The organism is Saccharibacillus sp. O23, assembly GCF_002205895.1.
In the GTDB taxonomy this organism is placed as follows: domain Bacteria; phylum Bacillota; class Bacilli; order Paenibacillales; family Paenibacillaceae; genus Saccharibacillus.
The window spans coordinates 274,704-287,163 of record NZ_NJDE01000003.1; the positions used below are offsets into that span (position 1 = coordinate 274,704).

General features: G+C 57.1%; 14 protein-coding genes. 5 read left to right on the forward strand and 9 right to left on the reverse strand.

Going from position 1 to position 12,460, the window contains the following annotated elements; all coding sequences use genetic code 11:
• Window positions 1–35: 35 nt before the first annotated feature.
• Entirely contained in the window at window positions 36–1,052 is a 1,017-nt protein-coding gene (locus CDO73_RS05250) for an SDR family oxidoreductase (protein WP_088487449.1), read from the reverse strand.
• A 237-nt stretch (window positions 1,053–1,289) separates the two neighbouring features.
• Here CDO73_RS05250 and CDO73_RS05255 point away from each other — a divergent pair, with 237 nt between their 5' ends.
• Window positions 1,290–2,471: a hypothetical protein gene (locus CDO73_RS05255; RefSeq protein WP_088487450.1), complete on the forward strand. Its 1,182-nt coding sequence runs from the start codon at window positions 1,290–1,292 to the stop codon at window positions 2,469–2,471.
• A gap of 236 nt (window positions 2,472–2,707) precedes the next feature.
• On the opposite strand, the gene CDO73_RS05260 is transcribed toward CDO73_RS05255, so the two are convergent.
• On the reverse strand, window positions 2,708–3,295 hold the full coding sequence (locus tag CDO73_RS05260; RefSeq protein ID WP_088487451.1) for an NAD(P)H-dependent oxidoreductase: 588 nt from the start codon (window positions 3,293–3,295) through the stop codon (window positions 2,708–2,710).
• 121 nt (window positions 3,296–3,416) lie between these two features.
• Here CDO73_RS05260 and CDO73_RS05265 point away from each other — a divergent pair, with 121 nt between their 5' ends.
• Window positions 3,417–3,845, forward strand: coding sequence for a MarR family winged helix-turn-helix transcriptional regulator (locus CDO73_RS05265; protein WP_088487452.1), 429 nt, complete (start codon window positions 3,417–3,419; stop codon window positions 3,843–3,845).
• 64 nt (window positions 3,846–3,909) lie between these two features.
• On the opposite strand, the gene CDO73_RS05270 is transcribed toward CDO73_RS05265, so the two are convergent.
• The 5 genes from CDO73_RS05270 to CDO73_RS05290 all read right to left on the reverse strand — a co-directional run bounded on the left by CDO73_RS05270 (window position 3,910) and on the right by CDO73_RS05290 (window position 7,195).
• Window positions 3,910–4,476 (reverse strand): NADPH-dependent FMN reductase, encoded by a 567-nt coding sequence (locus tag CDO73_RS05270; protein WP_088487453.1) that lies wholly within the window; start codon window positions 4,474–4,476, stop codon window positions 3,910–3,912.
• A 162-nt stretch (window positions 4,477–4,638) separates the two neighbouring features.
• On the reverse strand, window positions 4,639–5,136 hold the full coding sequence (locus tag CDO73_RS05275; RefSeq protein WP_088487454.1) for an SRPBCC domain-containing protein: 498 nt from the start codon (window positions 5,134–5,136) through the stop codon (window positions 4,639–4,641).
• 39 nt (window positions 5,137–5,175) lie between these two features.
• Entirely contained in the window at window positions 5,176–5,496 is a 321-nt protein-coding gene (locus CDO73_RS05280) for an ArsR/SmtB family transcription factor (protein WP_088487681.1), read from the reverse strand.
• Between the two features lie 244 nt (window positions 5,497–5,740).
• Entirely contained in the window at window positions 5,741–6,805 is a 1,065-nt protein-coding gene (locus tag CDO73_RS05285) for an LLM class flavin-dependent oxidoreductase (RefSeq protein ID WP_088487455.1), read from the reverse strand.
• Window positions 6,806–6,955: 150 nt separating this feature from the next.
• Window positions 6,956–7,195 carry a hypothetical protein gene (locus tag CDO73_RS05290; RefSeq protein WP_143536073.1) on the reverse strand — a complete coding sequence of 80 codons (240 nt, stop codon included), beginning with the start codon at window positions 7,193–7,195 and terminating at the stop codon, window positions 6,956–6,958.
• 132 nt (window positions 7,196–7,327) lie between these two features.
• Between CDO73_RS05290 and CDO73_RS05295 the strand changes: the two genes are divergently transcribed.
• Entirely contained in the window at window positions 7,328–8,068 is a 741-nt protein-coding gene (locus CDO73_RS05295) for a glucose 1-dehydrogenase (RefSeq protein ID WP_088487457.1), read from the forward strand.
• A gap of 194 nt (window positions 8,069–8,262) precedes the next feature.
• Here CDO73_RS05295 and CDO73_RS05300 read toward each other — a convergent pair whose 3' ends face one another.
• Complete coding sequence (locus tag CDO73_RS05300) at window positions 8,263–8,544, reverse strand: WGxxGxxG family protein (RefSeq protein ID WP_088487458.1); 282 nt, start codon at window positions 8,542–8,544, stop codon at window positions 8,263–8,265.
• Between the two features lie 190 nt (window positions 8,545–8,734).
• Here CDO73_RS05300 and CDO73_RS05305 point away from each other — a divergent pair, with 190 nt between their 5' ends.
• Window positions 8,735–9,673, forward strand: coding sequence for a prenyltransferase (locus tag CDO73_RS05305; protein ID WP_088487459.1), 939 nt, complete (start codon window positions 8,735–8,737; stop codon window positions 9,671–9,673).
• Between the two features lie 156 nt (window positions 9,674–9,829).
• Window positions 9,830–10,747, forward strand: coding sequence for an aldo/keto reductase (locus CDO73_RS05310; RefSeq protein WP_088487460.1), 918 nt, complete (start codon window positions 9,830–9,832; stop codon window positions 10,745–10,747).
• A gap of 650 nt (window positions 10,748–11,397) precedes the next feature.
• On the opposite strand, the gene CDO73_RS05315 is transcribed toward CDO73_RS05310, so the two are convergent.
• Window positions 11,398–12,441 (reverse strand): LTA glycolipid anchor biosynthesis glycosyltransferase, IagA/BgsA family, encoded by a 1,044-nt coding sequence (locus CDO73_RS05315; RefSeq protein ID WP_088487461.1) that lies wholly within the window; start codon window positions 12,439–12,441, stop codon window positions 11,398–11,400.
• Between the last annotated feature and the right edge of the window lie 19 nt (window positions 12,442–12,460).

The window sequence follows — 12,460 nt, forward strand, 5'->3', positions numbered from 1 at the left end:
CGTCGCTCGGACGAAGCGGCCTTGACGAACCGAACTCAGCCTCTGACTTCGGCGATCGCGCGTTCCAGCGCCGCCGCCACGCGGTCGCACCACGCGTCGAATTCCGGATCTTCCTGCTGCGCCTCCGGATGATCCAGCATGTACCGGGCCGCTTCTCTCAATCCCTGATCCGCCCGCGTCGTCGCGACGAAATCGGGCACGAGCCGCTTCAGCTTCGAGTTGTCGAACACGACCGTATTGGCCTTGTCTCCGAGCAGGCTGCCCCGATAATCTTCGTCGCTGCACGCGTCCAGAAACGCCGAAGGCACATGCAGGAAGTTCGGCTTGACGCCGAGTTCCGCCGCGACGATCTCGTGAATCTGATTCCAGGTCACGGACTCGTCCGACGTGATATGCACCGATTCGCCGATCGCGTGAAGATTGCCCATCAAGCCGACGAAGCCTTTGGCAAAATCGCGGCTGTGCGTGACCGTCCACAGCGAGGTGCCGTCTCCGTGCACGATGATCGGCTTGCCTTCCTGCATTCTTCGCAGCACCTGCCACGGGCCTTTGCCGCCGTGCACGCCGACCGGAACGGAGCGTTCGCTGTACGTATGGCTCGGGCGGACGATCGTGATCGGGAAGCCCTGCTCGCGGTACTGCTTCATCAGGTAATCTTCGCAGGCGATCTTGTTGCGGGAATATTCCCAATACGGATTCGCCAGCGGCGTTCCTTCCGTAATCCGATAATCCGACAGCGGCGTCTGATAAGCCGAAGCCGAGCTGATGAACATGTACTGCCTCGTCTTATCCTTGAACAACCGGTAATCCCGCTCGACCTGTTCCGGAACGAACGCGATAAACTGCGCCACCACGTCGAAATCCAGATCCCCGATCAGTTCCGCGACCTTAGCTTCGTCATTGATATCGGCCTGCAGAATCTTCGCGCCGGCCGGCAGTCCTTCGTTGCGGTTCCCCCGATTAAGCAAATAAAGTTCGTGCCCCTGCTCCAGCAGCAGCTTGCTGATCTCCGTGCTGATCGTGCCCGTGCCTCCGATAAATAGCGCTTTCATACGTTCGCCTCCGTTTGCCGAATAAGATGAGCGTGCTGGTTCTTCCGCGCTTTACGGCATCTACGATAGCATGACGACCGTCCGAATACAAATCGCATCATGCTTTTTCCATACACATACAGATGGAATGCCGCCTTACGCTCTCTGACTAACAAAAATTTCCACAAAGTGGTTCAAGGCGTGTTTTTATCTTTAAAGTTAAGCGACAGTCATTCCACGGAAAAAGGAGACTCCTCCATGAAAAAGCCGCTTCGCCCTCTCTTTTTGCTGATGCTCTGCTTGGTTCTGACCGCTCTGCCTGCAACCGCTTTCGGCGCTTCGGCGCCCACGACCAAGACGCCCGCAGCCGATCTGCGCACCACGATGGCCAAGATTCACGGCGAACATGCTTACTACACAGTAATCGCCATGCAGAAAAGATTCGATAAAGCTCCCGACGCGTCCGAAGCGATGAACCTCGTGACCGCCAATTCCGACACGGCGACGATGATGGTCTCGGAGCTGTACGGTCAGAGCGCGGCCCAGACTTTCCGGGGCGGATGGGACAAACACGTCTCGCTGCTGATGGATTACGTCGACGCGACGATCGCCAAGAACGACGCCGCCCGCAAGCAGGCTACGGCCGCGCTCAAAGCGAACGCCGCTTCCATGTCCGCCGTCCTGAACAATCTCAATCCGTATCTGGATCGCAAGACCGTCGAGAAAAGCCTGCTGGTGCACGAGCAGGATCTGCTGCAAGCGTTCGACGGTTACGCCTCGGGCAAATACGCCGCGGCTTATACCGCCGCGCATAACGCGTACGTCCATACCGCAACGCTCGGCGCCATGATGGCGACCGCGATCACGAAGCAGTTCCCGGCCAAGTTCGACCGCACGACCACGCAGACGAGCGCGGCTTATCTGCGTCAGCAGATGGGGCAAGGACTGGGCGAGCACGCGATCTTGTCGATCCTCGTGCTTCAGAAAGCCCATGACAAAGCGCCGGATTACAACGGCGCCAAAGCGGCTCTGGACAAAAACACCGCCGCGCTGACGGCCACGCACCGCAAACTGTTCGGAGCCGGCGCGGCGACCACGTTCAATCAGCAGTGGAACCGCCATATCGCCGATTATCAAGCTTACCTCAAAGCGACGCTGGCCGGTAACGAAGCGGGCCGCAAAGCCGCGAAAGCCGATCTGGGCGATTTCGTCGCCAAGCTCACCGCGTTCCAAGTGAACCGCCTGCCGCTCGACAAAACGATGACGTATCAGGCCAACGCGATGCACGGCGCGCACGTGATCACGGCGATCGATTCGTATCATAACGCCAACTATGCCAAAACGTATCAGGCGCTTCGCATCGGCTACAACCATATGTGGATGACCGGCAACGATCTGTCGGAAGCGGTGGTGAAGAAGATGCCGGGGATGTTCAAATAAGGCTAGGGGAGCTTCGGGAAGCTTCTGTTCCGATCGCTGTTGAAACCGGGAAGCTGGATGAGGTTGAATGTGGAGGCTTCCCGGTTTCAAAGGCGAACGTTAACACTTCTCCACAGAACTTCCCTACGCTCTTCGAGCCTTATAATTAGATAATAGAGTAAAAACGAAAGAGGAACGGCTAAGGCTGTTCCTCTTTTTCGTGCAGGCTGACCGTATCCGCTGACACCAGTTCGGGATCAGGCAGTGATCGTGCGGAAATACCGGTACACTTTGTCCAACTTCTGCTCGTGTTTGCCTTTCGGGGTCTCCATATAACCGAATTCGAAGAACTTCACTTTCTTGATGCCGACGAAATTGAACAGCGCTTTGCGCAGCAGGATCTGATGAGCGTTGCCCAGCCACCAGCGAAGATAACCGGTCGGTCCTTTCATGACGGAGATGCAGACAACCGATTTGCCTTTGAGAAGACCTTCCGCAATCCATCCTTTCGTGTCCCGGTACGCGAAGTTCGAAGCGAACATCTGGTCGATAAAGCCCATCATCATGGCCGGAGGACGTCCCCACCAGATCGGATAGACGAACACGATCTTGTCGGCCCACAGGATCAGTTCGCGGTGGCGCGCAAGCTTCGGATCGATATGCATATCGCGTCTTCTTTTCTCTTCGTTAAAGACCAGCAGCGGATCGAATCCTTCTTCGTATAGATCGAGCACGCGCGTTTCTTTCACCTCGCGATTCTCTTCCCCTCCGCGCAGCACCTGCTGCATGAAAGCATAGCTCAAACTCTTATGGTTCGGGTGAACGTAGATCAGCAGCATGTTCATGTTTTTCGCTCCCTTTACTTATCTTTTGATAACTAAAAGGTAGCACGTCGATCATATAGTTGTCAAATGATAATTGTTTATAGATAAGTTTTTTGCTATGTTGAACGCAAGAGGTGAGAAGATGACTCATGATGTTTTATTCCAGAAATTCGTCGCGTTCACGGCAGCCGTTCACGAAGTTACCCACGAGCTGACCCGAGGCGTGAAGAACGAAGACGTGACGCCCGTTCAATATAAAATTCTCGAATATATGATGGTCAGCCAACCGGTGACGCCGAGCGAGATCGCGGATTGCGCCGATCTGTCGCTGCCGAACACGAGCCGCGAACTGCGCAAGCTGATCGAGAAAGGCCTCTGCGAAAAAGCGACCGACGACGCCGACCGACGGCGGCAGTTATTCCGGTTGTCCGCGGACGGTCAAGCGATGATGGGCCGGATCTTCGGGCAGGCGCAGCAGGGCTTCGAAGAACGGGTCGCGGGACTGACGGAGACGGAACTGCAAGAGTTGGAACAAGCGCTCGAACTGCTTCAGAAGAAAGTTTTCCGTTAAAAAAAGCGCAGATTCGTTTTCGAAGTCTCCTCTTCGAAACGAATCTGCGCTTTTGCGGTTCGTCTTACTTCGCTTCGCGTGATCGGACGTCTCGTACCAGCGAATCCGCGAGTTTTTGCAGATCGGACACGAGAGCTTCGTCTTTGAGCCGGCCGTCCGCCGCGAATTTGAGCGTGATTCCGGGAATCGGCAAAGTTCGTTCGTCGGGAATGTTCGCGCTCATCATTCGCAAGGTTCCCGTCAATGATTCCAGTGTGACCGCTCCGCCTTCCGGGTAAGGAGACGCGCTGATCGCCGCCGTCGGCTTGTCGACGAATTCGCCGGAAGACACGATCCAATCCAGCGCGTTTTTCAGCGAACCCGGCAGGCCGCGCGCGTATTCCGGCGTGCAGATCACGACCGCATCGACCGAACCGAGCAGCTTCCGCCAGCTCTGCACCGCTTCGCTTCGCCATTGTTCGTCGCCGTCCAGATCCGGATTGAAATGCGGCAGTTCCGCCAATCCGTCATAAGTTTCGTAAGTCGCCTCGACAGGCAGCAGCTCCGCAACAGCCGTCAGCAATCGCGAGTTGGCGGATTTCTCCCGCAGGCTTCCCGAGATGCCCAGAATTCGAATCGCCGCATGTTCCATTTCTTTTCCCGCCTTTTCGCATAAAATTTAAAGTTCGCTGCTCCGTATCCTGTCCATCATAACGCATCAAGTCCGCTATCCCGAAATGCGGATACGAAAAAGCCGCAGGCGCGATACGATCGCCGGCGGCTTGTTTTTTGTGGTATTCCGCGGTTCGGATACTCAGCCCAGATATTCGTCCAGCCGATCCCAAGTCTCGCGAATGCCCTGCTCCATGCCCATCTCGATCACGGTCTTCAGCGACTCTTCCGAATCGTACAGCGTACGCGAGATCACTTTCGTTCCGCCTTCGATTTCTTCGAAGATCAAGGTCGTGTCGGACGGCGGCAGTTCCTCGTTGAGGCTGCCTTCCGCGTCGGAGAAATAATCGGTGTAGACGAACGAATTCGGCGCGTCGATCGACCGATACACCGCTTTGCCCCACGATTCCATGCCCAAGTATTCGCCCTGATTCTCGTCTTTGCAGGTCATGCAGTAATGCCACGAACCTTCCGGGCGGAAATCGAGGCTGCACGCCGTCAGTTCCCAACCTCTCGGTCCCCACCAATGCTTCAGATGCTCGCAGGAGGTGAACGCGGCGAATACTTTTTCCTTAGGCGCTCTGAAGATCCGTTCCATCGCAAATTCCAGTCCTTCGGCCTTGATGTTCATCTCGGTCATGCGGAGTTCCTCCTCGGAATATCGAAATGGGGCCAGCCGTCAATCTTCCATCGTTTGCAAATAGTCGTCCAACCGGTCGAAACGTTCGTTCCACAATTCCCGATAACCCGCCAGCCAGCGCTCCAACTGTCGAAAAGGTTCCGGCCGAAGCCGATACGTTCGCCGGTTCGCTTCCGCCTGCACGTCCACCACGCCCGCCTGCTGCAGCACCTTCAGATGCTTCGACGCCTGCGGCTGCCGGATCTTCAAGCGTTCCGCGATCTCGCCCACGCCGAGCGGCCCGCCGCGCAGCAGCTTGACGATCCGCATGCGGCTCGGTTCCGCCAGCGCCGCGAATAAAGCCGTGTTTTCTTCGTCCATACCGTTTCTGCGCGGTTTTTCGTATCGGCGGATCGTCGAGCGTTCCCGATCGCTTTCCACCGACCCGCGCAAGATCACCTCGTCTTTCCGCTTCGGTTCGTCTTGTTACGTTCACTATAACCGAATTGAATATTCCTGTAAAGGAATATTCGAAAATCATACGCAAAAAACCCGCGCCAAGATAGCGCGGGTCTTCAGCGATACGATCATCCGGGCAGAAGCGCCGGGAGTCCCGGCCGCCCCGTTATTCCGCAGGCTGTCCGGCCGCTTCCCAAGCCGCGATTTCTTCGCGGACGATCGGGGCGACCTTCGTGCCGAGCAGTTCGATCGAACGCATGACGTCTTCATGGTTTTTCATCGTACCGACCGGCGTATGCAGCATGAAGCGGGTGATCCCGACTTTCTTGCGCAGGTCGATGATCTTCTTCGCCACGGTCTCCGGGCTGCCGACGTACAGCGCGCCTTCCGGGCCGCGCAGCGCGTCGAAGCCTTGACGGGTGTAAGGACCCCAGCCGCGTTCGCGGCCGAGCACCGTCATGGCGTACTGCATGGACGGGAAGAACTTGTCCGCCGCTTCGTCGTCGGTCTCCCCGACGAAGCCGTGCGAGTGCGACGCGACAGGAAGCAGCGAAGCGTCATGGCCGCCGTGCTCGGCGGCGCGCTTGTACAGATCGACGAGCGGCGCGAACTGCGCCGGACGTCCGCCGATGATCGCGAGGACAAGCGGCAGGTTCAGGAGTCCGGCGCGCACGACAGACTCTTGGTTGCCTCCGCTGCCGATCCAGATCGGCAGCTTCTCCTGCACCGGGCGCGGGTAGACGCCGCGGCTCTTGATCGCCGGACGGTGTCCGCCTTTCCAATCGACGATCTCCGATGCCTGAATCTTGAGCAGCAGTTCGAGTTTCTCGTCGAACAGCTCGTCGTAATCGTTCAGGTCGTAGCCGAACAGCGGGAACGATTCGATGAACGAACCGCGCCCAGCCATGATCTCCGCGCGTCCGTTCGAGATCGCGTCCACGGTCGAGAAATCTTGGAAGACCCGGACCGGGTCCGCCGAAGACAGCACGGTCACGGCGCTGGTCAGACGGATCTTCTCCGTGCGCGCGGCCGCCGCGGCCAGAATGACCGCAGGCGCCGAAGCCGCATAATCGACCCGGTGATGTTCGCCGACGCCGAAGACGTCGAGGCCGACTTGATCCGCAAGCGCGATCTCGTCGACGACTTGGCGGATGCGCTGCGCGTGACTGATCGTCGGTCCGTTTCCGTCCGCCGGGGTGGTTTCCACAAAGGTACTGATGCCGATTTCCATGATTGAATCTCCTTTTCGATAAGCCGATCTGCTGAGTATCGGTCGTATATATTTAATAAAGTAAGTAACTATAATTATTTTATATACTTATTATCGGGCTTTTCGCCGGAGATTTCAAGTGGTTTTTGCAAATGCTTCATACGGCATGCTTCAGAACAACCCGGAAGGAACCGTTACGGAAGCGACGATCAAGATGATTCCGGCGATCAGCAGCGCGACGCCCGCCGCGAAGTTGGCCGTTTTCTGACGGGAAGCCGAATGTTCCGGCCCTTCGCCTTCTTTTTGCCTATAAGGTCGGGGAGTCGGAAGAAGTCCTTTTCTCAAATACAAGATGCCTAACAAAATCAGCGCCGCTCCCGGTACCATCAGAAGAAACATTTCAGTTGTCATCCTCTTCATCCTTTCCTTTTTCATACTTATATGTAAACCAAAACACAGGTCTTTGTGTCAGGTTCCGGAAAGCGCTCTTTTTGGGTAAAAAGAAAGGAACGCATACTTCGAAAGCCGAAAGGATGAACGACATTGAACAGACTTCAAGGCAAAACGGCATTGATCACGGGCGGCGCTTCCGGCATCGGCCTGGCTTCGGGCATTCGCTTCGCGCAAGAAGGCGCAAACGTCGTGCTGACGGACATCTCCGACGCCCATAAGAACGAGGCGCTCTCGCAGATCGAAGCCGCCGGCGGCAAAGCGATCTTTCTCCGGCACGACGTCACCCTCGAAGAAGACTGGCAGCGCGTATTCCGGGAAGCGGAAGAAGCGTTCGGACAGGTCGACGTCGTGCTGAACAACGCGGGCATCGGACTGCGCGGCAACGTGGAAGAAACGAGCTACGACGATTGGAAAAAGGTGATCGACGTCAACTTGAACGGCGTCTTCCTCGGCACGAAATACGGCGTGATCCATCTGAAAAAAAGCGGCGGCTCGATCATCAACGTGTCGTCCATCGAAGGGCTGATCGGCGATCCCGGCATCGCCGCCTACAACGCCAGCAAAGGCGGCGTGAGAATCCTGACCAAATCGGCCGCGCTGCACGCCGCGCAATACAAGATTCGGGTCAACAGCATCCACCCGGGCTATATCAAGACGCCGATGATCGGCAGCGATCCCGAAGCGATGAAATACCTCACTTCGCTGCATCCGATCGGTCACCTCGGCGAACCGGAAGACGTCGCCAACATGGCGCTGTTCCTCGCTTCGGAAGAGTCGAAATTCTCGACCGGTTCGGAGTTCGTCGTGGACGGCGGATATACGGCGCAGTGACGAACACGGCCGGAGGCATGCAGACGGATCGGGCCGCTGCCGGATGCACGCGGTGTCCGGCAGCCGGCCCGCATATTCAGCCGACTCGGATACCGGTACCGTGAATACAGCAAAAAGCGTCTCCGCGGCAGACTCGCTGCGGAGACGCTTTTTCCCGATGCCGAAAATTCCCGTCCCTTTTCCATTACGCGCTTTTACCGATTGACGCGGGTCGTTCTGTCGTCATGAACTTCCACATGCTTTTGGCGGCGCAGGCCCAACAGGCCGAGCAGACCCAGCAGGCCGAGCAGGCCCCAAAGTCCGTTGTCGCCGTCGTCATCGTCGTCGTCCACTACGTTGTTGTTCGTGTCGGCGGCAGCCGTCGTGTACGTCGCGCCGGCCGAAGCCGTCTGCGTGCTTTCCGCGAAAGCGGAGGCCGTACCGAAAGCGGATACGAGCATCAAGGCGAGAAACATCGTTCTGATTTTGTTCATCATGCTGTCTTGTCTCCCTTCTCAAAGCGCGAATGGCATTTCCTTCAATATATACACTTCTCCGCCGAGATGAACCTTCATGCCTTCCTTTTTTTCGTATATCTTTCAAAAAATTTCGAAAACGACTCTTTCTGTTTCTCAGCTCTTGCGCAGGTGGTATATAAGAGAAGCTTATCCCGGAAAGGAGCCTTCCATGCGTTCTTCCGCCTCTTCCGCCGCTGCCGTGCTCAGAAACGGCCTGATCCTGATGCGCCCTGCCGCGGTCGGCGCTTCGAGCTTCGTCATCATCTTCTCGGGCATGTACCCGCTGTTTCTCGATCCCGCCGTTCCGGCCGGCCGGGCTTGGACGGCGGCCGTGCTGCTTCTGGCCGGCTGCCTGTTGATCCACGGGCTGCTGACGCATGCGCTGAACGATTATACGGATTACCGTTCCGGCACGGACGAACGCAGTCCCGCTCTGCTGTCCGGCGGCAGCCGGATCATTCAGAACGGACGGATGACGCCCGAAGCGCTCGGACGGTTCGGATACGGCCTGACCGCCGCCCTGCTGGCCTGCGCCGTGTTGCTGATTCTGCTCGGCCAGACCCGGCTCGCCGCTCTGCTGCTGATCGGCATCTGGGGCGCCGTCTCTTATTCCGCGCCTCCGCTTCGATTGGCGTATATCCCGTTGGCGGGCGAATGGCTCAGCACCTTTCCTTCGACGTTCGCGCTCGGACTCGGCGGCGTCTGGCTGCTGACGGGCAGCCTGCCGGAATGGGCGGTTCAGAACGCTTGGATCAACGCCATGTACTGCATCGCTTGGGTGATGGTGCATCATATCCCCGATCTGGAAGCGGACCGTCAGGCGTCTCCGGTCAAACGAACCAGCGTGGTATGGGCGGCGGACCGGTTCGGGATCGCCTTCGCCCGCCTGCCGGCCGCCGCGTATTTCGCGGTCATCGGACTGTCTTCGATCTGGTTCGCCGGGTCGGACCGCTGGATCGCGGCAGGCGGCATCGTCGCGGCGGCGGCTTTATCGATCTTCTGGCTGGCCAAGGCCGATATGCGCGACGCGGCGGGCGTGACGGCCTGCGAGAAGAAGATGCTGCTGACGGCGATTCTGCTGGCGGTCTGGCTCGGAATTTTCTATTGAACCGAAGCGCCGCGCAAAAAGATGAATCCGAATGCGCCCGCTCCTTGAAACCGTTTTATTTTTGTGTCAGAATTGTTATGCCTTTCTATCGTTTCGACATCAACAATCCGCCGAGCGCGGAATCCGAGATACATACGAGGAGGAATCAACCGAATCATGAGAACGATCAAGCTGGGAACAAGCAATCTCGAAGTCCCTGTAGTCGCTGTGGGCTGCATGCGCATCAACGGGTTGGAGACGAAAGAAGCCGAAACGTTCGTACGCACGGCGATGGACGCGGGAGCGAACTTCTTCGATCACGCGGACATCTACGGCGGCGGCAAATGCGAAGAGATCTTCGCCGAAGCGGTGCAGATGAGTCCTTCCGTACGCGAAAAGATGATTCTCCAGTCGAAGTGCGGCATCCGTCAGGGGCAGTTCGACTTTTCCAAAGAGCATATTCTCTCGTCCGTCGACGGGATCCTAAAGCGGCTGAACACGGAATATCTCGACGTTCTGCTGCTGCACCGTCCGGACGCGCTGGTCGAGCCGGAAGAAGTCGCGGAAGCGTTCGACCAACTGGAATCGTCCGGCAAAGTGCGCCACTTCGGCGTATCCAATCAGAAGCCGATGCAGATCGAGCTGCTCAAAAAATACGTGAAGCAGCCGATCGTGGCGAATCAGCTCCAGCTCAGCATCACGAACGCCAACATGATCTCCAACGGCGTCAACGTGAACATGCTGATCGACGAGTCCGTGGATCGCGACGGCAGCATCCTCGATTACTGCCGCCTGCACGATATCACGATCCAGCCGTGGTCGCCTTTCCAATACGGATTCTTCGAAGGCGTGTTCCTCGATAACGACAAGTTCCCGGAACTGAACGCGGAGATCGACAAAGTAGCCGAAGCGCACGGCGTCAGCAACACGACGATCGCGATCGCGTGGCTGCTGCGCCACCCGGCGAACATGCAGCCGGTGACAGGCACGACCAACGTCGAGCGCATCCAAGACTGCATCAAAGCGAGCGAAGTGAAGCTGTCCCGCGAAGAGTGGTACGGCATCTACCGCGCGGCCGGCAACAAGCTGCCTTAAGCGGCTTCAAGCGGCGCGGCGCTGGAAAGCGCGAAGCCGAATCGAAAGAAGTTCAGCAGAACGATAAACAAAGAACCCTTCTCCCGCTCGGGAAAAGGGTTCTTTGTTTATTGCGGGATTGCGGAATAGTGAGTGTTTGCAAACCTCGTGAGTTGACCGCATTCAATTTAAGGTTTGAGCCTTTCGGAAACACGCACGGTTCAAGCGGGGTTCCCGTCGGAGACTTCGTACACGGGTTAGGTACGAAATCTCGAGAGGCGAAACCTAACATTTTAAGCGGTCAGCGTACTAGTACTCGTTTCAGTCCCCTTTTCAAATCCAGCCCAGTCTAAGCCCCCGAAAGTTTGTGTCGGCTAGCAGAATCGTATGCTGACCGCAAATGAGGTTAGGCACTTTAGACTTGGTTCGGTCAACTCACTCGCAGGAAATGTTGACGTTTGGTCAGCAAATTCTCCTCTTTTTCGTTGATCTGAACCAAAATGTTGACGTTTCGTCAGCAATTTATGCAATATAGGCCGGAATGATGGATAAAACGCTAAAAATGCTGACGTTTCGTCAACATTTGCGCGCATATCGCTTTTTTAGCCTCGAAATGTTGACGTTTGGTCACGATTTGATGGATACATCGGCTTCCTTCGAAGTCTGCCGTCTCACGTTCCCGGCCGCAGGATCTGCGCGTTCAACAGGTCCGCTCTGCTATGTAACGTCGTCTCGTACAGTTCCGCCAATCTTCGGCCGACCGCGTCCAGATCCAGCCCCGCAGCAAGCGCCCGGCCGTTCTCGGTCAGGCTCGGCAGCGCGTGTTCCGTAATGCCGCGGATGCCCCGTTCGAACGTCTCCAAGCTGCGCCCTTTGTACACGGTGCCGCCGTCTTCCAGCCAATCCGCATAGATCGGCAGATCGCGCACCAGCACCGGAATGCCGGCCGCCAACGCTTCCAGCAGCACGATGCCTTCCGTTTCTTCGTGCGTCGGGAACAAGAACAGATTCGCTCCGCAGTAAGCGTCGCGCAGTTCGTCCCGGTTCACGTAGCCGGGAAAATGCAGATTCGGCAGCTTCGTCTCGACGGCTTCGCGAATCTTGCCCGGGATCATATAGAGCGGCGTAAAACCGAACCAATAAAATTCGTGATCCGGCATCCGGCGCGCCAGCTCGACGAAATCGAGAATGCCTTTTCGTTCGATATAATGGCCGACCGACAGCACGACCTTCGCGTCATCCGACAGCTTATGTTTGTCGCGGAAACGTCGTCCGGCTTCGGGATCGGGCGCGAAAAAAGCGCTGTCCACGCCGTTCGACAACGCGACGATCGGATTGGTCACGCCGTAAGCCTGAATCAAGCCTTTGGCGTATTCCGTCGGCGTGATCAGCAGATCGGCGGTGCCGTAACAGCGCATGATCCATTTCTTGAACAGCGGAGCCATCAGATTGGAACCGATGAACGAGTTGCGGAAGTCTTCCATCGTGGAGTGCGCATGGTAGACCACCTTCTTGCCCCGACGCTTCGCCTTCCGCGCCATGCGAAACGAATCGGGGAAAATAGTGTTCAGATGAACCAGATCGTAATCGTCGCGTTCGTCCATCGTATATTCGATGCCGAGCCTTTCCAACGCTTCGCGCTGGTGACGGACGGCTTCGCCGACGCCGCTGCGGCTCACCGTTTTCAGCGAACCGGCGTACAGCAGTATTTTCATAAAGGTCTTCCTTCCCTTC

What these genes read in the sequence shown, in the direction of transcription:
- CDO73_RS05290 (WP_143536073.1), bottom strand. Translation starts at nt 7,195, where the DNA reads ATGACAACTGAAATGTTTCTTCTGATGGTACCGGGAGCGGCGCTGATT.
- CDO73_RS05310 (WP_088487460.1), top strand. Translation starts at nt 9,830, where the DNA reads ATGAGAACGATCAAGCTGGGAACAAGCAATCTCGAAGTCCCTGTAGTC.
- CDO73_RS05285 (WP_088487455.1), bottom strand. Translation starts at nt 6,805, where the DNA reads ATGGAAATCGGCATCAGTACCTTTGTGGAAACCACCCCGGCGGACGGA.
- CDO73_RS05265 (WP_088487452.1), top strand. Translation starts at nt 3,417, where the DNA reads ATGACTCATGATGTTTTATTCCAGAAATTCGTCGCGTTCACGGCAGCC.
- CDO73_RS05250 (WP_088487449.1), bottom strand. Translation starts at nt 1,052, where the DNA reads ATGAAAGCGCTATTTATCGGAGGCACGGGCACGATCAGCACGGAGATC.
- CDO73_RS05280 (WP_088487681.1), bottom strand. Translation starts at nt 5,496, where the DNA reads ATGGACGAAGAAAACACGGCTTTATTCGCGGCGCTGGCGGAACCGAGC.
- CDO73_RS05305 (WP_088487459.1), top strand. Translation starts at nt 8,735, where the DNA reads ATGCGTTCTTCCGCCTCTTCCGCCGCTGCCGTGCTCAGAAACGGCCTG.
- CDO73_RS05260 (WP_088487451.1), bottom strand. Translation starts at nt 3,295, where the DNA reads ATGAACATGCTGCTGATCTACGTTCACCCGAACCATAAGAGTTTGAGC.
- CDO73_RS05275 (WP_088487454.1), bottom strand. Translation starts at nt 5,136, where the DNA reads ATGACCGAGATGAACATCAAGGCCGAAGGACTGGAATTTGCGATGGAA.
- CDO73_RS05270 (WP_088487453.1), bottom strand. Translation starts at nt 4,476, where the DNA reads ATGGAACATGCGGCGATTCGAATTCTGGGCATCTCGGGAAGCCTGCGG.
- CDO73_RS05300 (WP_088487458.1), bottom strand. Translation starts at nt 8,544, where the DNA reads ATGATGAACAAAATCAGAACGATGTTTCTCGCCTTGATGCTCGTATCC.
- CDO73_RS05255 (WP_088487450.1), top strand. Translation starts at nt 1,290, where the DNA reads ATGAAAAAGCCGCTTCGCCCTCTCTTTTTGCTGATGCTCTGCTTGGTT.
- CDO73_RS05315 (WP_088487461.1), bottom strand. Translation starts at nt 12,441, where the DNA reads ATGAAAATACTGCTGTACGCCGGTTCGCTGAAAACGGTGAGCCGCAGC.